General features: G+C 68.8%; 17 protein-coding genes. 10 read left to right on the top strand and 7 right to left on the bottom strand.

The annotated features are described in order from the left end of the window. Positions 1-7: 7 nt before the first annotated feature. On the bottom strand, positions 8-1,897 hold the full coding sequence (locus KEG38_RS21660) for an OPT family oligopeptide transporter (protein WP_272421572.1): 1,890 nt from the start codon (positions 1,895-1,897) through the stop codon (positions 8-10). 63 nt (positions 1,898-1,960) lie between these two features. Then, positions 1,961-3,949, bottom strand: coding sequence for a CocE/NonD family hydrolase (locus KEG38_RS21655; protein WP_272421571.1), 1,989 nt, complete (start codon positions 3,947-3,949; stop codon positions 1,961-1,963). Positions 3,950-4,060: 111 nt separating this feature from the next. Between KEG38_RS21655 and KEG38_RS21650 the strand changes: the two genes are divergently transcribed. Beyond that, positions 4,061-6,376 carry a M28 family peptidase gene (locus KEG38_RS21650; protein ID WP_272421570.1) on the top strand — a complete coding sequence of 772 codons (2,316 nt, stop codon included), beginning with the start codon at positions 4,061-4,063 and terminating at the stop codon, positions 6,374-6,376. A 1-nt stretch (position 6,377) separates the two neighbouring features. Here KEG38_RS21650 and KEG38_RS21645 read toward each other — a convergent pair whose 3' ends face one another. Beyond that, a complete protein-coding gene (locus KEG38_RS21645) occupies positions 6,378-7,154 on the bottom strand; it encodes a hypothetical protein (protein ID WP_272421569.1) in 777 nt (258 codons plus the stop codon). 243 nt (positions 7,155-7,397) lie between these two features. Here KEG38_RS21645 and KEG38_RS21640 point away from each other — a divergent pair, with 243 nt between their 5' ends. Genes KEG38_RS21640 through KEG38_RS21630 form a run of 3 tightly spaced genes read left to right on the top strand, consistent with a single transcriptional unit; the run spans position 7,398 to position 10,668 of the window. Continuing rightward, on the top strand, positions 7,398-8,699 hold the full coding sequence (locus KEG38_RS21640) for a ferredoxin--NADP reductase (protein ID WP_272421568.1): 1,302 nt from the start codon (positions 7,398-7,400) through the stop codon (positions 8,697-8,699). Then, a complete protein-coding gene (locus KEG38_RS21635) occupies positions 8,699-9,460 on the top strand; it encodes a MerR family transcriptional regulator (RefSeq protein ID WP_272421567.1) in 762 nt (253 codons plus the stop codon). Before KEG38_RS21640 ends, KEG38_RS21635 begins: the two co-directional genes overlap by 1 nt. A gap of 29 nt (positions 9,461-9,489) precedes the next feature. Further along, entirely contained in the window at positions 9,490-10,668 is a 1,179-nt protein-coding gene (locus KEG38_RS21630; RefSeq protein ID WP_272421566.1) for a ferritin-like domain-containing protein, read from the top strand. Between the two features lies 1 nt (position 10,669). On the opposite strand, the gene KEG38_RS21625 is transcribed toward KEG38_RS21630, so the two are convergent. The 3 genes from KEG38_RS21625 to KEG38_RS21615 form a co-directional block, all read right to left on the bottom strand. Continuing rightward, positions 10,670-11,302, bottom strand: a complete 633-nt coding sequence (locus KEG38_RS21625; RefSeq protein ID WP_272421565.1) for a hypothetical protein — start codon at positions 11,300-11,302, stop codon at positions 10,670-10,672. Between the two features lie 17 nt (positions 11,303-11,319). Further along, positions 11,320-11,910 (bottom strand): hypothetical protein, encoded by a 591-nt coding sequence (locus KEG38_RS21620; RefSeq protein WP_272421564.1) that lies wholly within the window; start codon positions 11,908-11,910, stop codon positions 11,320-11,322. Between the two features lie 102 nt (positions 11,911-12,012). Continuing rightward, the gene (locus KEG38_RS21615) at positions 12,013-15,042 is read right to left on the bottom strand and encodes a hypothetical protein (protein WP_272421563.1); all 3,030 of its coding nucleotides are present in this window, start codon (positions 15,040-15,042) and stop codon (positions 12,013-12,015) included. 253 nt (positions 15,043-15,295) lie between these two features. On the opposite strand from KEG38_RS21615, the gene KEG38_RS21610 reads away from it, so the two are divergent. From KEG38_RS21610 to KEG38_RS21600, 3 genes are read left to right on the top strand one after another with little or no spacing between them, the layout of a single operon-like run. Then, positions 15,296-16,669 (top strand): serine/threonine-protein kinase, encoded by a 1,374-nt coding sequence (locus KEG38_RS21610; protein ID WP_272421562.1) that lies wholly within the window; start codon positions 15,296-15,298, stop codon positions 16,667-16,669. Beyond that, positions 16,653-17,699 (top strand): hypothetical protein, encoded by a 1,047-nt coding sequence (locus tag KEG38_RS21605; RefSeq protein ID WP_272421561.1) that lies wholly within the window; start codon positions 16,653-16,655, stop codon positions 17,697-17,699. The genes KEG38_RS21610 and KEG38_RS21605 overlap by 17 nt, the downstream gene beginning before the upstream one ends. 57 nt (positions 17,700-17,756) lie before the next feature. Then, positions 17,757-18,371, top strand: a complete 615-nt coding sequence (locus KEG38_RS21600) for a hypothetical protein (protein WP_272421560.1) — start codon at positions 17,757-17,759, stop codon at positions 18,369-18,371. Between the two features lie 3 nt (positions 18,372-18,374). Here KEG38_RS21600 and KEG38_RS21595 read toward each other — a convergent pair whose 3' ends face one another. Then, positions 18,375-20,018, bottom strand: coding sequence for a sigma-54-dependent Fis family transcriptional regulator (locus KEG38_RS21595; RefSeq protein ID WP_276073332.1), 1,644 nt, complete (start codon positions 20,016-20,018; stop codon positions 18,375-18,377). A gap of 158 nt (positions 20,019-20,176) precedes the next feature. Between KEG38_RS21595 and KEG38_RS21590 the strand changes: the two genes are divergently transcribed. The 3 genes from KEG38_RS21590 (at position 20,177) to KEG38_RS21580 (ending at position 23,849) form a co-directional block, all read left to right on the top strand. After that, positions 20,177-20,875: a pirin family protein gene (locus tag KEG38_RS21590; RefSeq protein WP_272421559.1), complete on the top strand. Its 699-nt coding sequence runs from the start codon at positions 20,177-20,179 to the stop codon at positions 20,873-20,875. 107 nt (positions 20,876-20,982) lie between these two features. Beyond that, positions 20,983-21,573 carry an NAD(P)H:quinone oxidoreductase gene (gene wrbA, locus KEG38_RS21585; protein WP_272421557.1) on the top strand — a complete coding sequence of 197 codons (591 nt, stop codon included), beginning with the start codon at positions 20,983-20,985 and terminating at the stop codon, positions 21,571-21,573. Positions 21,574-21,797: 224 nt separating this feature from the next. After that, entirely contained in the window at positions 21,798-23,849 is a 2,052-nt protein-coding gene (locus tag KEG38_RS21580; protein ID WP_272421556.1) for an esterase/lipase family protein, read from the top strand. The last annotated feature ends 6 nt before the right edge of the window (positions 23,850-23,855 follow it).

Raw genomic sequence — 23,855 nt, 5'->3', positions numbered from 1 at the left:
CTCCCGCCTACTTCTGCAGCACCCCCGCCACCACCAGCAGCTTGATCGCGATACCCATCAAGCTCTCGCCCGCGATCCACCCGCTCGACACCGGCACCGTGAGCAGCTCGCCGAGCGCCGGCTTCGTCTTGCGCAGCACGTACGCGATCGTCGCCCCGATGAACATCGAGATCGCGTTGCTCGCCGGGATCACGAGCGCAATGCCGAGGCCCGCCGGCGAGGGCACGAATGGTAGCAGCTTCTTCGGCGCGAATCGCTCCGCGAGCGCGAGCACGACGCCGAGCAGAAGCCCGATCACCATCGCCCGATCCGCCCCTGGGGGCAAACCACCGAGCCCGCCCGCGAATGCCTTCGAAACGCCGGCCCACACGAGGCACGAAGGCGCGGGCCACTCCTCGCTGCCGAGCACGGACGGGTCCGGCATGATGAGCCAGAACGCCGGCACCACGACGAGCGCCCCCGCCACGACGCCGAAGAGCTGCCCCTTGAGCTGCTGCCGCGGGCTCGCGCCGAGCAGCCACCCGCTCTTCAGGTCGGTCAGCAAATCCGCCGAATGCAGCCCGACCCCGCCCGTCACGTTCGCGCTCATGATGTTGCCGGCGAGGTTGCCAGGCGTCAGCAGCCCGTAGATCGCCTGCGTCACCGGCCCGAGCGCCTTCGTCGGCGTCACGTCCGTCTCGCCCGTCACGCGCGCCGCGACGAACCCCATCACGACCGCGAGCGGCACCGCGATGAGCCCGGCCCAGAACGGGATCTGGAAGAGGAACCCCATCAAGAGAATCACGATCGGCGCGAGCACGGCAAACCCCGCGGGGAACCACCAGGCCGGGCACTCCACCTCCGCGATCGGCTCCTCCTTCTCGGATTTCTTCGCGCCGCCCGTGAATATCCCCGACAAACCCTGGAACGAGCGGACAATGCTCTTGTAATCGAGCAAGAAGCTCGTCAGGCCCGAGGCCACGAGGATCGCGGCGCCTGGCCAGAGCGTCCATCCGACGATCGCCTTGTAGCTCACCTCTTTGATCGCGTGCTCCGCGGCGAGCCGCGGCGCGAGGATCGCGTAGCCGGCCATTCCCGAGAGCAGGAGCGACCACGCCGTGCGGAAGCTCATGAGCGCGCCCGCGCCGACCATCACGAGCTCGCAGTTCAGCGCGATCGTCCAGTCCTTCGCGGCGCGCCCCGCGATCGTGAAGGGCAGCGCGATCGTGCTTGGCAGGTTGATCCACGCCTCCTTCGCGTCGCGCAGAAACGCGAGCATCGCGCCCATGAGCCCCGCGATCCCGAGCAGCCGCGCCTTCGCCTTGCCGGCGCCCGCGCCTTCTGCGCCCGCGTCTCCGTGATGTGCTGCCACGTGCATCGAGCGCAGCGTCTCGGCCGTCGCCGTCCCCGTGGGGAACGCGAGCGCCTCCTTGTTGATGAGCTGCCGCTTGATCGGGATCGCCGCGAACACGCCCATCGCCGCGATCACGCCGAACCACAGCATCAACCAGACCGCGCTCGGCCGCATCGTCGTGACCATGAGCAACGCGCCGAACGCCGCCATGTTCCCGCCGCCGGTCATGTACCCGGCCGCGGACGCGACCGAGCCCATCGCGTTGTTCTCCAGGATCGTGAACTCGCCCTTCGTCAGCTTCGCCGCGCGCAAGAGCTCGAAGAGGGCGAACGCCAGGATGCAGGCGGTCAACGTGACCCCGAGGCTCCAGCCCGTCTTGAAAAAGACGTAGAGGTTGGACAAACACATCACCCCGCCGATGAGCATCCCGGCGACGACCGCGCGCGGCGTGAGCTGTTTTTCCCCTTTGCGATAGACCGTATCGAGCCATTGTTGCTCGGGGTCCTGCGCGGGCGTGTTTTCCGTCGAGGCAGCGGGCGCGGCGGGCGGGGCGGTGGGGTTCATCGTGTTCATCGCGGATCGGCGGCGCGAGCGTACCGGAGAAACGTTCGAGGTGCGAAGAAAAACCTACTCGTCCAGCGCCGGGAGGAGCGTCACTTCCAGCGCGCTCGGCATCGCCTGGGATCGATAGACGCGGTGCGTCGCCTTCGTGTAATCACCTGGTTTGGCCTCGAAGATGTTCGGCACGAATTTCTGCGGGTTTCGATCGATGAACGGGAACCAGGTCGATTGCACCTGGATCACGATCCGGTGACCGCGTTTGAACGTGTGGAACACGTCGTTCACCGCGAACTTCACCTTCGTCGGCTCGCCCGGGACAAACGGCTTTGGTGTCTCGTAGCTCTCGCGGAACCGTCCGCGGAACGGCTCGCCGCGCACGAGGATCTGCTGTCCGCCGCGGTCCTTCTTGCCGTCCCACCGGTCTTCCTTCTTGAATCCCGGCATCTTTCCGGGGTTCTCGTCGATGAGCTTCACCACCCAGTCCGCGTCGGTCCCCGTCGTGCTCACCCAGAGCTCGGCTTCGAGCGGGCCCGCGAGCGTGACGTCCCGCTCGAGCGGCTCCGAGCGATATTCGAGCACGTCGGGCCGTCGCGACGCGAAGCGCTGATCCTCGGCCATGTAGCTCGACGACCAGCCATTCGACATCTCCTGCGTGTACGGCACCGGTTTGTCGGGGTCGCTCAGGTATTCGTCGCTCTCGGCCTCCCCGTTCTTCGGCGGCTCGAACGACAGCGCGCCGCTGCCTTGCAAATAAAGCCGCCCCTTCTTCGCCTCGCGCGGAGGCCAGGCGTCGAACCGCCGGAAGCGATTGGCGCCCCCCTCGAAGACCAGCGCCTCGGCGAGCTCCGGATCCGGCCCGTCCTTCAGGTGGTGCTTGAAGAACGCGAACTCGAGATCCTGGAGCACGGGCGACGTCGCGAACCCGAAATCCGCGTCGCCGAGTTTGTCCCCTGTCGTATGGTACCAGCCCCCGTGTTTCCACGGCCCCATCACGATCGAATTCTTCGCGCCCGGGTTTTGTGCCTCGATCGCGCGGTACGTGGCGAGCGGGCCGTAGAGATCCTCCGTATCGAAAAATCCTCCCACGACGAGCACGGCGGCCTTGATGTTGCGCAGGTGGGGCAGGATGTTCCGGGCTTGCCAGAACGCGTCGTAGTTCGGGTGCGCCACGATGTCGCGGAAGAACGGGCGATCACCCTTGAAATGCTTCGCCTCGGCCTCGGACAGGGGCCCCGCGGAGAGGAAAAACCGATAGGCGTCGGGCGTCCCGTAGTCGACCCCTTCCCAGTCGTCCTCGCTGTCCTCCTTGGGCTTCGGCCGCGGTTTGTCGAACGACCCGAAGAAATGGAACGCGAGCTGCAAATTGAAGGCGCCGTGCCGGTGCATGTCGTCGCCGCGGAACCAGTCCCCGATCGGCGCCTGCGGCGAGACCGCCTTCAACGAAGGGTGCGAGTCGATCGCGCCGGCCGACGAATAAAACCCCGGATACGACACCCCGAGCATGCCCGCGCGCCCGTTGTTCCCGGCCACGTTTTTCGTCAGCCACTCGAGCGTGTCGTACGTATCCGTGCTCTCGTCGATGTCCTTCGGCCCCTTCTTGTCGAGGTGCGGGCGCACGTTCACGAACTCGCCCTCGGACATGTAGCGGCCGCGCACGTCCTGATGCACGAAGATGAAGCCCTCCTTCTCGAAGGCCTCGGTGAGAAAACGCCCGCGATACCGATCGGCCCCGTATGGCGCCACGGAGTAGGGCGTGCGCATCATGAGGAACGGATACTTCCGTGACGGGCTCGCGTCGCTCGGCACGTACACCACCGTGAAGAGCCGCACGCCGTCGCGCATGGGAATGCGATATTCGTATTTCGTATACCTCGACCGGATGAACTCCGCGCGCGCGTCCCGCTGCTCGCCCTCGCTCGAAGGCGCGGGCGCGGCGGCGGGCGCGGGGAGCGGCGGCGGCGTCGGGGCGGCCTTCTCTTCGACATGGCACGCGGGCGAGGCGAGGAGCGCGAGGACCAGCGGGTATGTGCGGGTGAGAGAAACACGAGCGGACACGAACGACCTCCTGGGAGCGCCGGGGGGGCACAGGATAGACGCTCGCCCGTAGCCGCTGTGACCAAAATTCAATCGACGTGCGCCGCACCTCCGGGGTGGTAGGGTCGGGACATGGTGAACAAGCCGGAAGAGCACCCGGGGGCCCTCCGCGCCGCGCTCGTCCTCGCCCTCCTCGGGATCGTCGCCTTCCGGATCTTCGGGTTCGTCCCGAAAGACCCACCGGCGAGCACGACGCCGCAGGCTTTTTCGGTCGATCGCGCCGCGGCCCACGTCACGCGCATCGCCGCGGCGCCGCGACCTCCGGGCACCCCGGGCCACGACGCCGCGCGGGACTTCATCCGCGACGAGCTTACGCGCCTCGGCATCTCCGTGGAAATCCAGCGTGCCACGGCGCTCGGCACACACTGGGGCGTGCCGTACGACGTCTCCCGCGTGGAAAACCTCGTCGCGCGTTTGCCTGGACGTGAGCGTGGCCCGGCCCTCGCGCTCGTCGCCCATTACGACTCGGTCCCCAATGCCCCCGGCGCGGCCGACGACGCGAGCGGCGTCGCCGTCCTGCTGGAGACGGCCCGCGCCCTCCGCGAGGGCCCCACGCTCCGCAACGACATGATTTTCCTGTTCACGGACGCCGAGGAAGCCGGCGTCCTCGGCGGGAACGTATTCGTCCACGAGCACCCATCGTTCCGCGACATCGGCCTCGTGCTGAACTTCGACGGGCGTGGCACGCGAGGCCCCGTCGGGCTCATCGAGACGAGCGCCGGCGCCGGCGCGCTCGTGCGGCATTTCGCGGACGCCGTGCCCGATCCGGTCGCCTCGTCGCTCTTCCCCGAAATCGCGCGCCGCCTCGGCCACCAGACCGACATCTTTCCGTTTCTGCGCGCCGGCGTGCCTGGAATGAATTTCGCGTTTGCCGACGGCGCTGCCCATTACCACGCGCCCGTCGACGACCCGGCGCACCTCGACCGGCGGACCCTCGCGCACGAGGGAATGCTCGCATTCGCCCTCGCGCGGCGCTTCGGGGACCTGGATCTCACGACCCTCAGGGCCGAGCCGGTCGTTTATTTCGACGTCCCGGGCCTCGGCCTCGTCGTCTACGGCCGCGCGTGGGCGCTGCCGATTGCGATGATCCCCGTGGCCCTGTTCGTCCTCGCGCTCGTTTTCGCCATGCGGCGTGGGCAAGCGCGCCCCGCGCGTGTGCTTGCCGGGTTCGGCACGCTCCTCGCCTCGCTCGTGGCCGCGGCCGCGCTCGCGGCCGGGCTCGTCGCCGCGCTCCGCGCCCTCACGCCCGCGTGGGGCGCTTTCCGCGGCGACCCCTTCGATCCGGGCCTCGCGCGAATCGCCATCGCCCTGCTCGGCGTCGCCGTATATGCCGCCGCCTATAGGTTTTTCCGGGCACGCCTCTCCCCGTTCGAGCTCGCGCTCGGCGCGGCCGCGGCCTGGCTCCTCCTCGCCCTCGCGACGGCCGCGCTCCTCCCGGGCGCAAGTTTTCTTTTTGCCCTCCCGCTCGCCGCATCGCTTACGGGCCTGCTCGTCTGGCAAAGGCGCCCTTCGCCGGAATCGCCGTCGAGCGGCCTCTGGCTCCTGCTTTCCGCGCTTCCGGCGCTCGTCCTCGTCGTCCCCGTCCCTTACCTCCTCCTCATCGCGCTCGGCTTGCCGCGGGCCGCGCCGGCCGTCGCCGTCGTCGTGCTCCTCGCGGGCCTCTTGGCCCCGCTGCTCGAAGTCCTCGGCGCGGGTGCGTCGCGAAAACCCGCCCTCGGCCTCGCCGGCGCATGCGCCGTCACGCTGGGCCTGTCCGTCGCGACAAACTCCTTCTCTCCCTCCGAGCCCCGCCCGGCGTGCCTCGCGTACGCCCTCGACGCCGGTCGCCGCGCGGCCGTCTGGACGACGACGGAAGAAAAGCCGGCTCCCTGGACGACGTTGCACATCCCCGAAGCCACGCGCCGCGCCCCGCGATTCTCCCTTCCCGGCCAGGGCACGCTCCGGCACGAGGCCGAGGCGCCGCCGCTCGACGTCCCGCCTCCCCAGCTCGAATCCCTCGGCGACACCCTTCACGATGGAATCCGCACCCTCCGCTTTCGGATTCGCTCGGGCCGGAACGCGCCGTTCGTCCTCGTCTCGGTCACCTCGGAGGCGCCCCTCCGCGGCGCGACCATCGACGGGCGCCGCGTGGACGAGCCGAACGGATTTCGCGCGACAACCGACGATCCCTGGGGTTTTACCTTCCAGGGTTTACCCGCGGAGGGCATCGAATGGTCCCTCGACATCACGCCTTTCGCGCCCGCGACCGTGCGGGTGGTCGATCGGACGTACGCCTTGCCCGCAGAGCTCCTCCGCGCGCCGATGCCCGCGGACGTGATGCCGATGCCCTTCTGGATCGCCGGCTCGACGTTTGTCGCCGTCGAGCGCCCCTTCGGCCCGGGCCCCTGAATCAGCCCGCCTTCATCCGCGCCCTCTTTTTCCTCGGCCCGCTTTCGGGCTTCATCGCCTCGCCGCGCAAATGCTCCCAGAGCGGCAGCGCCGGCACGAACGAATCCTCGGCTTCCGCGGCCGCGCGGCGAAGGGCCTGCGTATCCAGCGGCCCGCCCTTGGGCCAGAGCGCCTCGCCTTGCCCATCGGCCACGTTGTGAAGCGCGTCGATCACCTTCCCGCGTGTCACGCCGAGCGTATCGTGCACCAGAAGACCCGGCCGGAAGGGCTCTTCTCGTTCCACGAGCGCGCGCTCGAACGCCTCCTCGTCGAACCCTTCGGTCCCGAAGCCGAGCTCCTGCGGCGAGGCGGCGATCGTCTTTTTTTCGTACGTCTGGATGACACCCTTGTCGATCGCGATGCGCTCGCCCTCCCCGTCGATCATCGCGCGGCCGTCGAATCCGTCGGGCGTGAAACGCATGGCCACGTCGTAGTCGCTCATGTCCGAGGACGCCCACGCCACGTATTGCCAATCGCGCGCGCCGGCCCTCCGGAGCGCCTCGGCCGGGGCCGTGGCCCAGTCGTCGACCAGGAACACCTCGCAGCCGAACGAGAATGCCTGCGATTTGAGCCGGAAATTCCCGGGGAAGTAGAACACCGCCTCGACGCGCGGGCTCACGGCGACACGCACGAGGCTCTCGCCCGCGAAGCCCGGCTCCGCGTCGGCCCACGGATCCACGATGACCTTCGCCGAGCAGCGACGTTTGTCGTACAGGTACGCGACGAACAGGTAACTCACGGTATCGAGCAAAGCATGATGCAGGCTGGATGACAACACGTCCCGCCGACGAACCAGCGCCGATGGTACGAACCTGAAGCATCTATGGCCGGTTTTTGCCGCTCGGATCGTCGTTCCGTCGATTTCGTGCCTCATCCCCGATCCCAATCATCCCGGCCCCCGAGAGCTGCACGACGCCCGCCGTGAGCGCGTAGTGTCAAGTGACACTTGACACTTTGCAGTTCGAGGGGGTACAAGCGAGCCATGGAGCTCGACAAGGCCCGGAACGGCAGCGAGAGCGAGAGCCAGAAGGGGAACGATGCGCGAAGAGGCTTCGGCCCCGCGGCTCTCCTGCCCGCCACCGTCGTCGTCCGGCTCGAAGCGCTGGTGCGTGACGTACGCACGGTCTTGAGCGACTTCACCGGCGCGCGCCCCCCGCCCTACGCGATCCGCGCGCCACTCGCCCGGCACCTTTTCGCCGTCACGCCCGAGTCGAGCGCCGGCATCACGCCGCGAAGGCTCCGCGTCACCCGCGTCGTACGCGAGACCAAGGACGCCGTCTCGCTCACGCTCACCGATCCCGAGGGCCGCCGCATCTCGTTCGTGCCCGGCCAGTTCTTCACGGTGCTCGTCACGCTCACGAGCGGCGAGGTTCTCCGCCGCGCTTATTCGATCTCGAGCCTCCCCGACGAGGACGGCGCCGCCGCCGAGGTGACGATCACCATCAAACGAATGCCCGACGGGCGCGCCTCGAACCACCTGAACGAGCGGGTCGCGGAAGGCGACGTCCTCGACGTGCTCGGCCCCTCGGGCAACTTCACCGTGACGCCGGATCCCGCGGCGCGAAGGCACCTCGTGCTCCTCGCGGGCGGCAGCGGCATCACGCCGCTCGCCTCGATCACGCGGACCACGCTCGCCCGCGAGCCCGGAAGCCGCGTTTCCCTCGTGTACGGAAACCGCGGCGAGGCCGACATCATCTTCCGCGACGCGTTCGAATCCCTCGCTCGAGCCCACGCGGACCGCTTCACGCTCCGCCACGTTCTCTCCGATCCGCCCGCGGGTTTCACCGGACGCACGGGCCTCCTCGATCGTGACAACGTCACGCGCGAGCTCGACGCGATCGCCGCGTCCTCGGACCTCGACGCGGACACCACCGCGTATTACGTCTGCGGCCCCGAGCCGATGATGGTCGCGGCGCGCGAGGCCCTCCTCGCCCGCGGCGTCGCTCCCGCCCGCATCCACGAGGAGCGATTCTCCGCGCCCGCGCGCCGCACCACGCCCGCACTCCCGACGACCTCCGCTCCGGTCGAGATCCGCCTTCGCGGCCGCACGAAGACCGTCTCCGCCGCTCCCGGACAAACCCTGCTCGAAGCGGGCCTGGCCGCGTCGCTGCCCATGCCGTTCTCGTGTACGATGGGCGGGTGCGGCGTGTGCAAAGTGAAGCTCCTCTCGGGGAACGTGACGAGCGAAGAGCCGAATTGCCTGCACGAGGAGGAGCGAAGCCAGGGGTTCGTCCTCGCGTGCGTGTCCCGCGCGGCGGCGCCGTGCACGGTGGAAGTCCCGTGATGGACGTTGCGCTCGCGAGCAAGGGTCCCGCCGTGGACCGCGAGGCCTATCCGTATCGCATGAAGGACCTCTGCGAGCGGACGGGTTTGCCGCGGCAGGTCATTCATTTCTACATCCAGCAGGGCCTCGTGCCCGAGGGCCACAAGACCGGCCGCAACATGGCCTATTACGGCGAGGAACACCTCGCCCGCGTCCTCCTCGTGCGCAAGCTCCAGCACGAGCGCTTCCTCCCCCTGCGCGCCATCAAGGCCCTGCTCGAGGAACGCGACGAGGCCTTCAGCCCCGCGCAGCGCAGGTTCGTGCACGAAGTGAAAGCGCGCCTCAGCGCCACGCTCGGCGCGCGCGCGGACAAACCCACGACCGCGGACGCCCATGAGCTCATCCAGAAGCTCGGCCTCTCGCGGAAAGATCTCGAGGACATGGTCGAGCTCGGGCTCATCGCGGCCGCGGAGGAGCACGACGCCTCGGGCCGCGCGCGGCTCGTCGTGGCGAGCGACGACACGTGGATCCTGGAGACGTTCGCCGAGCTCCGGCGGATCGGCTTCGACGAGTCGATCGGCTTTTCTGCGCGCGACATCCTGATGTACGAGGAGGCCATGGGCGCGCTCTTCGCCCGCGAGGCGAAGCTCCTCACCGAGCGCCTCTCCTCGCTCTCGCCCGAGCAGGCCGCCTCCATGGTCGAGCGGGCGCTGCCGCTCATCAACGCATTTCTGGTCCGCTACCACGACGCGCTGGCGAGGAATTTCCTCGCGACACTTTGAGGTGCAACGGTTTTCGGAGGAGACACACCATGTTCGACACGAGCCGGCTCACGAGGTTCCTCCCGCCGAGGATGCAATCGCAGATCGACGCGTATTTCGAGGCCATGGAGGTCCTGTTTTCGGTGAGGGATCCCAAGGTGCTCACCGCGCTCGGCCCCTCGAGCGTGCGGGGCCTGCTCCTGCACCGCGGCAAGCAAGGCACGCCGACGGACATGCCCGCGACGCATACGGCTCATTTCGACTGGAGTTATCCGAACGATCAGCCCGAGATGGCGGACCTCTACCGCCGCGCGAAGGTCGGCCAGTGGAACGGCGACGACCTGCCCTGGAACATCAGCGTCGACCCGCTCGATCCCACGCGACCGCTCATCCCCGAGGAGTTCCTCTGCTTCGAGGAGATCGAGGCGCTCGGCATCAAGCTCGACAAGAAGGAGCGGGCGGAGCTCGGCTACAGCATGTGCGCCTGGATGCTCAGCCAGTTCTTGCACGGCGAGCAGGGCGCGCTCTTCGCCGCCGCGCAGGTGACCGAGGCCGTCCAGTTCTTCGACGGCAAGCTCTACGGCGCCACGCAGGTGATGGACGAGGGCCGCCACGTCGAGGTTTTCAATCGCTACCTCGATACGAAGCTCAACAAGCTCTACCAGATCAACGACAACCTCTTCGTGATCATCGACTCGCTCATGACCGACGGCCGCTGGGACATGAAGTTCCTCGGCATGCAGATCATGGTCGAGGGCCTCGCGCTCGGCGCGTTCAGCACGCTGTACAAGGAGACGAAGGAGCCGCTCTTGAAGGAGGTCCTCAAGATGGTCATCCAGGACGAGGCGCGGCACGTGCATTACGGCGTGTGCGCGCTGCGCGAGCATTTCACGAAGCACATCACGGAGCGCGAGCGGCAGGAGCGCGAGGACTGGTCGTTCGAGATCGCGCTGCTCATGCGCAACCGCTTCGCCGCGTACGAGGTCTACGAGGAGTGGTTCGAGGGCCGGATGACGCGCGCCGAGTGGCGAAACGTGGTGTACCGGTCGAAGGGAATGAACGAGTTCCGGACCGTGATGTTCAGCCGCCTCGTGCCGAACCTGCGCGAGATCGGCCTGCTCTCGCCGCGGATCATGCCGCGGTACGAGGAGGTGGGTCTCATGCAGTACTTCGGCGGGCTCGCCGCCGACCAACTCACGGCGGACAAGCTCCTCGCGGATCTACATTGAGTCAGGGCGGGACGGGGATCGTGACGGTCTTTTCGTCGGGGTAGCTGAACGTTCCTTTGACCTCGAACGGATCGAGCCCGGTCTGGCAGCCGCCCTCGCAGTTCTCCATGGCGTTCGCGAAGAGCGGTATCGTCGCCTCCACCATGCCCGGCGCGACGGCGAAGCCCTGGGAACACGTGGACGGTAGGGGCGGGGTCGCCTTCTCGTTGTAGCAGCTCGCCGGCATGCCGACGCGCTCGTAGAGCAGGCCCTTCCAGGGAAACGTCACCGTCGCGCCTGGCGCGATCGGAGGCAACGACGAGTCGAAGCAATCGAGCGGGAACGCTTCGAGCGTTCGGGCGTCGTCACACGTGACGTCGAGGACCGTGAGCTCGGCCCTTCGGGATGTCTCCCCCGCCGGCGCCCCGAGCGGCTGGAGGGAGAACCGCGCGTCGCACATACCGTTGCGTAGGTAGACGGGCGTGGAGCGGTCGTTCCGGACGACGATCTCGACCTCGCCCGCGGAGGCCTCCGACATGAAAGGCGCGCAAACGTCGGCCGGCTCGTTCGTCCCGGAGCCTCCCTCGCCGCCGCTGCAGCCGGAAAGTGCCGCCGAGAGCCCCAGGAACAGAAACATCCATTCTTTTTTGATCATGTGTCTCTCCGTGCCCATCACGATCCCTCGAGCCCGCGCCACGGCTTCGGGAAGAAGCGCCATTTGCCATTCACGAACGTGAGCCCGTCGAATGCCATGCCGAGCGTCTCGCCAGGCTTGACGAACTTGAACCGATACCAGCGCACGCCCGGCTTCATCGATTCCACCGCCTTCTTGTATCCGCCGGGGAAATTCGGGCCGTCGCCATCGCCCGCCGCGATCTCCTCCGTCGTCGCCGAGTAGAGGAGGAGCTGGGTTTGTCCCTCGTTCGGCTTGATGGCCGCGTTCGGGTCGGACCACATCTTCTTGTAATGCGATTCGAGCTTGCCCGCGGCCTCTTCCTTGAAGACGGCCTTGTAATCCTCGGCCGTCGGCTCGAGCGGCTTCGTGAGCGCCGCGTGATCGACGCCGGGCTTCAAGAACTGTTCGAGCAGCGCCTTCGCCGCGTCCGTGTCCGCGGGCTTCTGCCCCGACGCGGCCTTCCCCTCGGCACCGGCCCGGGATTCGGGCTTCACCTCTCCGCCGGCGGCTGGGTCGGATTTGTTGCACCCGACAGCGCAGAGCATCACCGCGACCAGCGATATCGCAGGCAACGAACGAATGGACACGGACACCTCCCTCGGGCGCACGAGCGCCCCGGCGCGCGAGTCTAGGCGACGGGCGCGCCGGCCGTAAACCTTGGCCCTCGGGAAAAAGGCGCGGGAACGTGCTCAGAGCACCTGCCCGGACGCGCCCGCGGTGCCCGCGTTGCCGGGCGAGGTGCCGCCGGAGCCGCCCGTGCCGGGCGTGAGCGTGTTGCCGGTAACCGAAACCAGGGCGCTGCCGACACGATACACGGCAAACGAGGGGCCTCCCGCGCCGCCGCCGCCGTGCCCGCCATTGCCACCCTTGCCCCCGGTGCCGCCATTGCCGCCCTTGCCCACCTCGGCGGTGCACGTCGCCGCGCCCGTCCCGCTGCCACCGCCGGCCCCGCCCGCGGCACCCGCGCCGCCGCTGCCGCCATTGCCGCCCTTCGCGCTCTTGATCGTATTGGCCGACAGGACCAATCCGTTCGAATTGATGACGAAGAGCCCAAACGATCCGCCGCCCGCGCCGCCGCCGGTGCCGCCGGTGCCGCCGCATCCGCCCGCGCCGCCGCCGCCGCCGCCGTTGCCCGTGCCATTGATGACGAACGGCCCGGTCTGGCCGCCGCCGCCGCCGCCGCCGCCGCCGCCATTGCCGTGCGTGCCGGTCACGCCCATGACGCCCGCGGTGCCCACCCAGAACAGGCTCGCGGTCGATCCGCCGCTGCCGCCCGCCCCGTTCCCGCCGTTCGTCCCCGCCGCGCCATTCTGACCGCCCCCGCCGTCCGTTCCCGTGTTGCCCGCCGAGCCGCCGATTCCGCCGGGCGTGCCTCCGACGCCCGAAAGCCCCGTTCCGCCGGCGACCGCGTCGCCGCCCTTGCCACCGAGGCCGCCGGTCCGGCTGCACACGCTCGTCCCACCGGAGCCGCCGGCGGCCGGTGAGCTCGAATCGCAGCCGCCGGGCCCTCCTGCGGCCCCGTTGCCGCCGATGCCGCCGGCCGTCCCCGCCGCGCCGGCCGCCCCGGGCCCCGCCGCGCCGGCGGAGAGCGAGCTGTTTTTCAGGACGAGCGACGTGCAGTTGTTGCAATACATCGCGTAATTCGAGATACCCGCCGTGTTCGTGTCGAGCGTCTGGATCGTCATCCGGTCGACGGTCATCGCCGTGACGAGGTCCTTGCCCTCGACCGCGCTCACGCGGCCGTTCAGCACGGTGCTCGATTGAATCGTGGCCACGTAGGCCGTGCTCCGCGCCCAGTTGTTCTGCGCCGAGTACCCGCCGTACAAGGATACCCCGTTCGCCAGCACGATGCGCCCGTCGTAGAGCCCCTGCGATACGTACACCTGCTTCTTGCCGAGCACGACCGCCTTCGAGATCCCGGCGGAAATCGTGGCCATCGGGGACTCGCGCGTGCCGGGGTTCAGGTCGCTGCCGGTTTTCGCGACGAACACGGCCGCGGACGCGTCGCCATCGATGCCGTCGCAGTTCGTGTCGGCGAAACCGTCGTCGGGCAGATCGGCCCCGACGAACTGGCACTCGCAGCCGTTCTGCGAGGAGCCGTCGACGTCGAAATAGCCGGGCAAGCAGGAGACGAGTTGGCACATGCCGGCCGAGCACGTCGATTGCGCATTGGGGATGAGCATCCCGCAGTTGTTGTTGCAGCCGCCGCAGTTCGACGCGTCGTTGAGAAAGTTCGTCTCGCAGCCGGTCGCGGGCATGCCGTCGCAGTTGCCGTATCCCACGGCGCACATGCCGAGCGTGCAGGCGCCGGACACGCAGGACTCGGAGGCATTCGCGAGGTCGCAGGCCGCATTGCACCCGCCGCAATGGGCGAGGCTCGTCTGCACGTTCGTCTCGCAGCCGGTCGCACTCATGCCGTCGCAGTTGCCGAACCCGCCGTCGCAGGCGCCTAGCGTGCAGGTGCCGGACACGCAGGACTCGGAGGCGTTCGCGAGGTCGCAGGCCGCGTTGCACGCGCCGCAGTGGGCCAGGCTCGTTTGCAGATCCGTCTCGCAGCCATTGCCGGGGATCTGATCACAATTGCCAAACGGCGCGGCGCAGGCGGCCGGCACGCAGGTGCCCCCCATGCACGCCTCGGTCGCGTTCGGGAGATCGCAGGCGGCGTTGCAGGCGCCGCAATGCTGCACGTTGCTCGTCACGTCCGTCTCGCAGCCGTCGCCGGCCACGTCGTTGCAATCCCCGAACCCCGTGGTGCACGCGCCCGGCTTGCAGGATCCGGCCACGCAGACGGCGGTGGTGTTCGGCAAGCTGCACGCCTGGTCGCAGCCACCGCAATGGTCCGTGCTCGTCATGATGTCGGTATCGCAGCCGTTCGTCGGATCCGCGTCGCAGACGGCCTCGCCTTGCGGGCAGCCCTCCGCGGTGCCGACGATGGGCACGAGGACGTCGGGCGTGGGGGCGCCGCCGATCGTCGCCGTGACCTGCACGTCGAGCGGATCGAGCGGCTCGGCGAGGCCGGGCGAGGTATACGTGACCTCGAAATGAAGCGACGTGCCAGGCGGCCGGTCGAACGGCAACGTGACGGGCACGCGAATCGGCGGGTTCGGCGCATCGGGCACGTACCGGACCACCGCGACGGAAAAGTCGGGGTTCGCCACGTTCACCGACGCGAACGACGCAGTCGCGTTCGAGGCATTGTCCACGCGGAAGAGCCGCATCCGGGTCGTCCCCGCGGGTACGACGCCATACGCGAGTTCCTCAGGGCTCGCGCAAGCGCCCTCCGGGCCCGCGTCATTCAGCACGCAAAGCTCGAGCCCAACCACGGGCCCGCCGCCCGCGCCGCCCGCGCCCCCTGCGCCGCCTCCACCCCCGGCACCGCCGCCGCCGCCGCCGCCGCCGCCTTCGCCACCGACGCCACCGACGCCGCCCGCGCCGCCGGCTCCGCCTACGCCGCCGGCTCCGCCCATGCCCGCGCCGCCGCCTGCGCCGCCTGTCCCACCTGCGCCCCCCATGCCTGCGGAACCGCCGTCGCCCCCGGTCCCGCTGCTGCCCCCGTCGCCGCCGCGGCCGCCGCTCCCGCTCTGCGATCCGCTCGCGCCGGCCGCGCCCGTGCCGACCTCTCCCCCTTCCGCGCACGAAACCGCTTGAAATGCCGCGAGGCTGAGCCAGGCGGAGGAAAAGAGGAGGCCCATCGTGGTGCGGTAAGCTCGACTCGGCATGTCAATCATGAAACACGGATTCGGGCCTTTGTCCACGAACCAACCGGCGTCGGAAATCGCGGACACCTCCTTTTTCGGCGTCGTCCGGCCCTTCGAGCCTCCGCCGGCGGCCCCTCCCCGTGCGTCGCCAATGGCAACGGTTCGTCCGCGGACACCCGCGCGCGGATGCGGGTGACAGATTTCCGACACGTCCGTCCCGACGCATACGCGACGACCTTGTTTCGGCCGGACACGAGCCGTGATAGCGTCCGTGATGAGTATGATGGTGGCGCCGCTGCCCGGGACCATCCTGCTGGGCAAGTACCGTGTCGAGCAAGAACTCGGCAGCGGCGGGATGGGTGTGGTCCTCGAAGCCACGCACCTCGCGCTCGGCCAGACCGTCGCCATCAAGCTCCTGAACCCGTCGCTCGTGCTTTCCTCGGACGTCGTGACGCGCTTCCTCCGTGAAGCTCGCATCGCCGCGACCTTGCCCTCCGAGCACATCGCGCGCGTGAGTGACGTCGGGCAAACGGAGACGGGCACGCCGTACCTCGTGATGGAGCGGCTCTACGGGCACGACCTCGAGGCCGAGCTGACGCGCCGTGGAAAACTCCCCGTCACCGAGGCGGTCGACCTCGCGCTCGAGGCCTGCGAGGGCATCGCGGCCGCGCACGCGCAGGGCCTCGTGCACCGGGATCTCAAGCCGGCGAACCTCTTCCTCGCCGAGCGCCCGCTCCGCCCGCGCGTGCTCAAGGTGCTCGATTTCGGCCTCTCGAAAGAGGCGCCGGGGCAGAGCGCCTCGATCACCGGCACCGACGCGGTCTTCGGCACCCCGCAGTACATGTCCCCCGAGCAGATCCAGTCGACGAAGAACGTCGACGCACGCAGCGATCAGCACGCGCTCGGGATGATCCTGTACGAGATGCTCGCGGGCGCGCCGCCCTTCGAGGCCGAGAGCATCACGCAGCTCATCGTCGTCATCGCCACGCAGCCGCCGCCGCGCGTGCGCGAAAAACGCCCCGAGGTGCCGGCTCGGCTCGAAGAGGCGATCCTGCGCGCCCTCGCGAAGCGTCCGCACGAGCGGTTCCCGGACCTCGGCGCGTTCGCGGAGGCGATCGCGCCCTTCGGCGGCCCCGAGGCGAGCGCGCGGGCCACGCGTATCGTCCACATGCTCGCGGGCATTGCGAGCGTCGAGACCGCCGCACCGCCGCGCCCCTCGCGCGTGCCCACGGACCAAGCGGTCACGCTCCCGCGCGCGCTCGCCCATACGCACGCGGGCCTCACGAGCTCTGTCGACTTCGGTAGCAACGTCCGGGGCCGGAAAAAACGCGCGGCGTTGTTCGCGGCCTCGGGCCTCGTCGCCACCGCCCTCGTCGTCTCGCTCGTCGTCATCACGCAACAGGCAGCGCCGCCCGCAGCCGCGACGACGCCGCCCGAGGCCACGCCCGCTGCGCGCGCGCCCGAGCCGACGACGCCGCCCGCGCCGCCTCCGACGGCCGCGGAGCCGCTCGCCTCCGCGGCGTCGCCCGCGACGACGACCACGAGCACGGCGAAGTCCACGAAGACGTCGCCCACGACGACGAAGACCTCGAAGCAAACGCAAACAATCAAGCAAACCGTGGGGATTTTTGGTGGCAAGCGCAAATAGGTTCGTCCTCGTCGCTGCGTCGCTTCTCGCCCTCGTGCCCGCCGCGGCCCGCGCGGACGAAGAACCGCGGCTCACGTCGCCCGCGGATCCCACCGCGGCTGCGACGCTCGCCGAGACCCTTTTCCAGGACGGCAAGCGCCTGCTCGAACAGGGCGCGTTCGTCGAGGCTTGCACGAAACTCGCCCAGAGCGACGCGCTCGATCCGGCCATCGGCACGCTCGGGCTGCTCGCAGCCTGCCACGAGCAGGAGGGCCGCACCGCGACCGCGTGGCGCGAGTACGGCGAGACGGCCCGGCGCGCGGAGGCCGTGAACGACGAGCGCGGCGCGTTTGCCCGGCAGCGCGCGAGCGCGCTCGAACCGGAGCTGCCGCGCCTGCTCGTGCGGCTGCCGAAGGGCGCTGAAGGGATCGCGGTCTTCCGCAACGGCGTGCGCCTCTCGCCGGACGAGCTCGGGGTCGCCCAGCCCATCGATCCCGGCACGTACGAGATCGTCGCGCGCCTTCCGGGCCGGCCCGAGTTCCGGGCCACGGTCACGGCCGAGCCGCGCAAGATCGCCGAGGTCGAGGTCCCCGACGGCAATCGCCCCGCGCCCGTCGACACACCGAAGAAAGATCCGGCGCGACTGGATCCTGGGACCTCAAACCTTTCGACCTCCAAGGGACTTGGCCCGCGCAAGGTCTTTGCGATCGTGGCGGGCGGGGTGGGGCTCACGGGATTTTCGGTCGCGGCGGCCTTCGCGCTCTCGGCTGGGAGCCGGAATGCCGCGTCGATCTCGATCCAGGAGTCCTGCACGACGGCGGCCTCCTGCGAGCGCGGGCGCGAGCTCCGCGAGGACGCGCTCCGGTCTGCCACGGTGGCGAACGTCGCCTTTGGCATCGGCGCGGCGGGCGCGGTGACGGCGCTCGTGCTCGCCTTGCTCCCCGAGCGCGCCGAGGCACCCAAACCCGCATCGCGAACGGGTTTCCAGTACGAAGTGGCGCCCTGGGCCGATCGAACCGGGGGCGGGGCGCTTCTCATCGGAAAATTCTGATCCGACCGCTGCGAGTTACCTTGCGGCGCGTTGCCTCCGCTCGGTAGAATACTGAACATGCGTTCCATTTTCTTCACAGCAGCGGGATTGGGTTTGCTTCTGTCCGTGACCGGCTGCGCCGACCTCCTCGGCATCGAGGCATGGAAGGACCCGGCGAACGCGGATGGCAGCGGGAACAACGGGGCCGGGGCGAAGGAAGAGAGCGACGCCGCGGGGGGCGGCGAAGGCGGCGAAGGCGGCGCCGCGCCGTGCAGCAATGGCGTGCAGGACGGAGACGAGAGCGACGTCGATTGCGGCGGCACCTCGTGTCCGGCGTGCCAGGACGGCGCTGCGTGCGGGGTCGAGTCGGATTGCGTGAGCCATTTCTGCTCGGTGCGGCAGCTCTGCGCGCCGGCGGACGGACGCGTCACGTGCGGCGAGGAGGGCGAAGCGGGCCCGAGCTGCGGCGATTGCATCCAGAACGGCGACGAAACGGACGTCGATTGCGGCGGCGACGTCTGTCATCCGTGCCGGCACGACAAGGCGTGCCAGACGCACGCCGATTGCCTCGGCGGTACGTGCGAGGCGAACATCTGCAAGCTCGGCGGGCCGGGCGTCGACTGCTACGCGAACGCCGATTGCGAGAGCGGGCAATGCCTCGGCGCGGATCTCCTGGGCGGCGCTTGCCAGTGACGCCTAGCCCTCGGCGTATTCTTTGAGCTTTCGATACAGGGTCGCCACGCCAATCCCGAGCTTCGCCGCGGCCTCCTTGCGGTTGCCTCCCTCGGCCGCGAGCGTCGCGAGAATGTGCTCCCGCTCGACCTCGGCCAGCGGGCGCGGCGAAAAATCTTTTCCGCTCGGGCTCACAGCCGCCGTGCCTCCGATCTCCGGCGGCAGATCGACCACTTCGATCGTCGGCCCCTCCGACAGGATCCGCGCCCGTTCCATTGCATTGACGAGCTCGCGCACGTTGCCCGGCCAGGCGTGCTCGAACAGCGCGCGGCACGCCGCTTTGCCGATCTCCTTCGGCGCCTCCCCTTCCCGCGCCGCCGCCTCCGAGAGCTGCCGCCGCGCGATCGGCAGGATGTCGTCCGGCCTCTCCCGGAGCGGCGGAATCGCGATCTCCACGACCCGCAGCCGAAAATAAAGATCCTGCCGAAAACGCCCCTGCGCCACGGCCGCCGCGAGATCCCGGTGCGTCGCCGCCACGATCCGCACGTCGATGGGTCGCGTCCGGTTCTCGCCCACCCGCCGCACCTCGCGCTCCTCCAGCACCCGCAGCAATTTCGCCTGCATCGCGAGCGGGATCTCGCCCACCTCATCGAGGAACAACGTCCCGCCCCGCGCCGCCTCGAAAAGCCCCGCCCGCTCCGTCACGGCTCCGCTGAATGCGCCTTTCGCGTGCCCGAAGAGCTCGCTCTCGAGCAGGCTCTCCGGCACCGCGGCGCAGTTGATCGCCACCATCGGCCCGCCCACGCGCGGCGACGCGTCGTGCACGAGCCGCGCGATCCGCTCCTTGCCCACGCCGCTCTCGCCCAGCAAGAGCACCGTCGCGTTCGTCCGGGCGACCCGCCGGGCCATCGCGACCACGCCTCGCATGGCCTCGCTCCGCGCAACGATCCCCGGCACCTCCGCCTCGTCGTCGCCCGCCGCGAGCAACCGCTCGGCGCGCAAGAGCCGCGTCTCGGCCCGCCGCAAAGCTCGCTGCACGTGCCGAAGCGACGCGTCGAGGCAGTCCGTCTCGTAAAACGGCAGGTGCGGCTCGATCGCGTCGCCCCATTCCTCGCGGCTCCGCCCGATCATCCGGCAGACGGCGTCACCTTTCCCGCGGCACGACTCCTCCAGGGCGAAAATGGGCCGACCATTCACGCGGCTCAGGTATCCACTCGCGAATCCCGCGAGCGTCCAGCACACCGGCTCCGTCGCTTGCCCGAGGTGCAAGAGATGTTGCTCGGCCTCGTACGAATCGTGCCATATCGCGTCGGCGAAAGGCTCGGGCCCTTCGCGCCCCGCGGGCTCGACTGGCTCGAACGTCACGAGCCCCCAGAGCCGGTGGAGCCGCCCGCCCGCGATGCGCCATTCACGCTCGTCGGCCCAGGGGATCTCCTCGCGCAGCGCCTCCGCCGTCCGCCAGCCGTGGCCGTAGCCGAAACGCGTCAGCACCGCGCGCGCCGCGTGGTAGCCGAAGCTCTCGATGAGCTGCTTGCGCAAGAGCCCGAGCGCCACGGCGTCGAAGAGGAGCACGCGCTCGCCCGCGAAGCGCATGACGCCGCCCTTCGGGCTGAACGAGAACAGATCGGAGAGCCGCAGATCGGCGGCCCGCATGCCCGTGGTTTTCATCTTGAGAGCCGTGAGTCTATCATTTTGAGAGCCCCGGAGGAACGGACCTGGCGTTTCCCGCGGAAAAAGCGCCTCCACCGGCTTGGCCCGGGTCGTGCAAAGCTCGATGGGCGAACGGACAGCGCCCCGCACGAAGCCGGGGACCGAAGGAGACCACCATGATCACGCTGCGACGCTCGGAAGACCGCGGACACGCAAACCACGGCTGGCTCGACTCGTACCACACGTTCTCGTTCGCGAACTATTACGATCCGGCCCACATGGGCTTCCGGTCGCTCCGCGTCATCAACGAGGACCGCGTTTCGCCGGCGCAGGGCTTCGGCACGCACCCGCACCGCGACATGGAGATCCTCTCGTACGTGCTCGACGGCGCGCTCGAGCACAAGGACTCGATGGGCACCGGCTCGGTCATCCGGCCGGGCGACGTGCAGCGCATGAGCGCCGGCACGGGCGTCACGCACAGCGAGTTCAACGGCTCGCGCAAGGACCGCGTCCATTTCTTGCAGATCTGGATCGTGCCCGAGGCGCGCGGGATCGCGCCGAGCTACGAGCAGAAGAACTTTTCGGACGCGGACAAACAGGGCCGGCTCCGCCTCATCGCCTCCCGCGACGGCCGCGACGGCAGCGTCACGATTCATCAGGACGCGAGCGTTTATGCCGGTCTTTTCTCCGAGGGCGAAGAGGCGCGCCACACGCTCGCGGACGGCAGGCACGCCTACGTGCACGTCGCGAAGGGTGAAGTGCAGCTCGGCGGAACCGTGCTCCGCGCGGGCGACGGCGCGGCCGTGAGCGGGGAGAAGGAGCTCGTCTTCACCGGTCTCGGAAAAGGAGAGGTGCTCCTCTTCGACCTTGCGTGATACCGTACGCGCCTTTCCATGGTCGGGGGCGTAGCTCGGACAAGCCGAGCTACGCCCCCGAACCCCCGACCATCCGACTATCCGACTGGACGGAGTAGATAGCCACCATGCCGAACGTAGCGATCATCTATTATTCGTCGACGGGGACCAACCACGCCATGGCGAACGCCGTGGGCGAGGGCGCGAGCGCGGCGGGGGCCGAGGTGCGCCTCCGTCTCGTCGCCGAGACCGCGCCGGACGCGGCCATCGACCGAAACCCCGCGTGGCGCGCGTTCGTCGACAAGACGAAGAACGAGCCGAAGGCCTCGCTCGAGGACCTCGACTGGGCCGACGCCGTCGTCATCGGCACGCCCACGCGCTTCGGCAACGTGTCGGCGCAGGTGAAGTCGTTCATCGACACGGCGGGCGGGCTCTGGTTCCAGGGCAAACTCGCGAACAAGGTGTATGCGGGCTTCACCTCGGCGCAGAACGTGAACGGCGGGCAGGAGTCGACGCTGCTCGCGCTTTACAACACGTTCTACCACTGGGGCGGCGTCATCGTGACCCCGGGGTACACCGATGCGCTCGTGTTCGCGTCCGGCGGCAACCCCTACGGCCCCTCCGTCACGGCGAACGGCGCGCCCACCGAGCACGACATCGCGCACGCGAAGTACCTCGGCAAGCGCGTCGCCGAAATGGCGAAGAAGATCCGCGGCTGACGACGCGCCGCTCCATGCTGCATCGCAGCACGCACACTGGGCGTCGTTTTGCAGTGCGGCAATTGCTTCCCTACCGACACTTCTTCGCAGGCGCAGCATCAAACGGACCTTCCGGTTCGAACGATGCTTGAAAACCCCTCGCAACACCGATAGGCATGGACGACCCGTGGTTGCTGCGGTTGCACAACCCGGGTTCCCTGGCGGGCGCTGCCCAGGAGGTTTCCATGCTGCAATCTTCGCTTCCCCGTCGTTCGTTTGCGCTCACGGCCCTCGTCGCGGCACTCTCCGCCATGGGCTGCGTGGCGTCGTCCGACTCTGACCTCGCGCAGGACGAGGACGACGAGATCGGCGACGTCTCCTCCGCCATCACGTTCATCTCCGATTACGAGGCCTATTTCGATCCCCCCGCGACCACGACGTTCTCGCAGAGCTACGGGGTTGTCGGATCCATCACGCCCCCGAGCTGGTCCTGGGGCAAGATCGAGCTCCTCCAAGGTCGGCAAAAGTTCCGCACCGAGGGCTACAACCTGCGCACGGCGAAGGGGCGGTGGCAGGACACGTTCGAGGACTCCACCTATCCGCTGCGCACCTACTTCGGCGCCTTGAACCAGCAGCTCGTCGACGGGTTCAACCTCTTTTACAACAACGCCTGCGCCGGCACCGTCGGCTCGACCTCGGCCGCCGCTTGTCCGGACAAGGGCCCCACGCGCCCCGAGGCCCGCTTCGTCCTCCTGCATCACGGCCCGAAGACGGCGCTCGATCAGTGTGACAAGACGAAGAGCCCCGTACTCCTCGTGCACGGCGCCATGCAGAACGCAAACGTCTGGCTCCGGCCGAGCGGCAACGACGGCACGGGCAAGCTCTACCCCGGCATGACACAGGCGACGGGCTTCGTGCACGCGCTCGAGGCGGAAGGGTTCTGCACGTACGCCACGACGTTCGGCAACTTCCACGGCGACAACTTCAACCAGGCCATTCACATCGCGAACGCGCTCTCGCGCATCCGCTCGCTCACGGGCCAGCCGAAGGTCAACCTCGTCGCCTGGAGCAAGGGCGTCGTCGCGGCGGACCTCTACATGCAGAGCCCCGCGCTCTGGACCGACTGGGGCCCGAAGTATTTCGAGCAGCTCGCCGCGCTCCAGTCGAAGGGCGTGCCGAACTTCCGCAAGGACGTGCGCACGTACGTCGCGCTCTCCGGCCCGCACCTCGGTATCGACCTGAACTTCCGCCACCCGTTCAACCCGCTGCTCATCTACAGCACGGCAGAGAACGCGCCGCTCGGCCAGGGGCCCGTGACGTGGAGCTACATGTCCGCCGTGCAATGCGTGACGTGGGGGTATGCGGACTCGCCGAACGACATCTTCCCGAACCCGTATGCGTACTCGGTCTGCGAGAACCGCGGCGGCACGTGGCTCGATTACTGGCGCCGCATTTACACGTCGAACATCACGGGCCTCGATTCGACCGGCCTCCCCCTCGCTCCGAAGTCGCTGAAGACGCTGAACACCGAGCAAGGCGCCTCGGCCACGGGCTACACGTTCGACAAGTACAACCTGGCGCTGTGGGGCTCGGTCGACGACAAGGGCAAGCTCGTCTCGGCGTACCTCGGCCAGATGCAGGTCGCCTACGATCTGCGCCCGTATTACCCGCTGCCGAACCGGCAGGACGATCCGGTGAGCTACGACTGGTCCACGCTCGACACGGACGAGACGAAGTGGCGCGACTGGATCGCCATCAAGACGAACTACAACCCGGCGAACGTCTTCGGCGGCGCCGGCTGGATCATGGATGACGCAGGGCACACGACCTGCCGCGCCACCGCGTACGATCCCGCGTCCGCCTGCCGCGCCAAGCACCTCTATTACGACAGCCTCACGGCGGAGTCGTATTCGCTCGGCTATGCGCAGTACAAGCTGATGGACGGCATCGGCATCAAGGCCGTCATGGAGATGGGCGGCAATCTCATCGAAAGGCTCCGGGCGCGGGGCCTGAGCACGAGCCTCGATTACCTGTACGTGCTGCACGGCACCTCGGGCGGCACGAGCGGGCAGGTCTTCGAGATCGACGGCATGGCCTGCCCGACCTGTGATCCCAAGGGCGACGGCGTGCTCTTCGACGTGAGCGTCGCGGCGCGGGATCAGCTCACGCAGGGCTGGACCAGCACGAACAAGACGGCCAAGTCGAAGCAGGAAGGCGTGCCTTACGGCCACCTCGAGGTCGGCGTGACGCCCGCGGTCTGGGCGAAGATGATCACGCAGTTCAAGGCGCTGCCCTGATTCGAA

The organism is Polyangium jinanense, from assembly GCF_028435265.1.
GTDB lineage: Bacteria > Myxococcota_A > Polyangia > Polyangiales > Polyangiaceae > Polyangium > Polyangium jinanense.
This window is presented reverse-complemented; position numbering and strand designations above follow the sequence as displayed.

What these genes read in the sequence shown, in the direction of transcription:
- KEG38_RS21660 (WP_272421572.1), bottom strand. Translation starts at nt 1,897, where the DNA reads ATGAACCCCACCGCCCCGCCCGCCGCGCCCGCTGCCTCGACGGAAAAC.
- KEG38_RS21650 (WP_272421570.1), top strand. Translation starts at nt 4,061, where the DNA reads ATGGTGAACAAGCCGGAAGAGCACCCGGGGGCCCTCCGCGCCGCGCTC.
- KEG38_RS21640 (WP_272421568.1), top strand. Translation starts at nt 7,398, where the DNA reads ATGGAGCTCGACAAGGCCCGGAACGGCAGCGAGAGCGAGAGCCAGAAG.
- KEG38_RS21635 (WP_272421567.1), top strand. Translation starts at nt 8,699, where the DNA reads ATGGACGTTGCGCTCGCGAGCAAGGGTCCCGCCGTGGACCGCGAGGCC.
- KEG38_RS21630 (WP_272421566.1), top strand. Translation starts at nt 9,490, where the DNA reads ATGTTCGACACGAGCCGGCTCACGAGGTTCCTCCCGCCGAGGATGCAA.
- KEG38_RS21625 (WP_272421565.1), bottom strand. Translation starts at nt 11,302, where the DNA reads ATGATCAAAAAAGAATGGATGTTTCTGTTCCTGGGGCTCTCGGCGGCA.
- KEG38_RS21615 (WP_272421563.1), bottom strand. Translation starts at nt 15,042, where the DNA reads ATGCCGAGTCGAGCTTACCGCACCACGATGGGCCTCCTCTTTTCCTCC.
- KEG38_RS21610 (WP_272421562.1), top strand. Translation starts at nt 15,296, where the DNA reads ATGAGTATGATGGTGGCGCCGCTGCCCGGGACCATCCTGCTGGGCAAG.
- KEG38_RS21600 (WP_272421560.1), top strand. Translation starts at nt 17,757, where the DNA reads ATGCGTTCCATTTTCTTCACAGCAGCGGGATTGGGTTTGCTTCTGTCC.
- KEG38_RS21595 (WP_276073332.1), bottom strand. Translation starts at nt 20,018, where the DNA reads ATGAAAACCACGGGCATGCGGGCCGCCGATCTGCGGCTCTCCGATCTG.
- KEG38_RS21590 (WP_272421559.1), top strand. Translation starts at nt 20,177, where the DNA reads ATGATCACGCTGCGACGCTCGGAAGACCGCGGACACGCAAACCACGGC.
- wrbA (WP_272421557.1), top strand. Translation starts at nt 20,983, where the DNA reads ATGCCGAACGTAGCGATCATCTATTATTCGTCGACGGGGACCAACCAC.
- KEG38_RS21580 (WP_272421556.1), top strand. Translation starts at nt 21,798, where the DNA reads ATGCTGCAATCTTCGCTTCCCCGTCGTTCGTTTGCGCTCACGGCCCTC.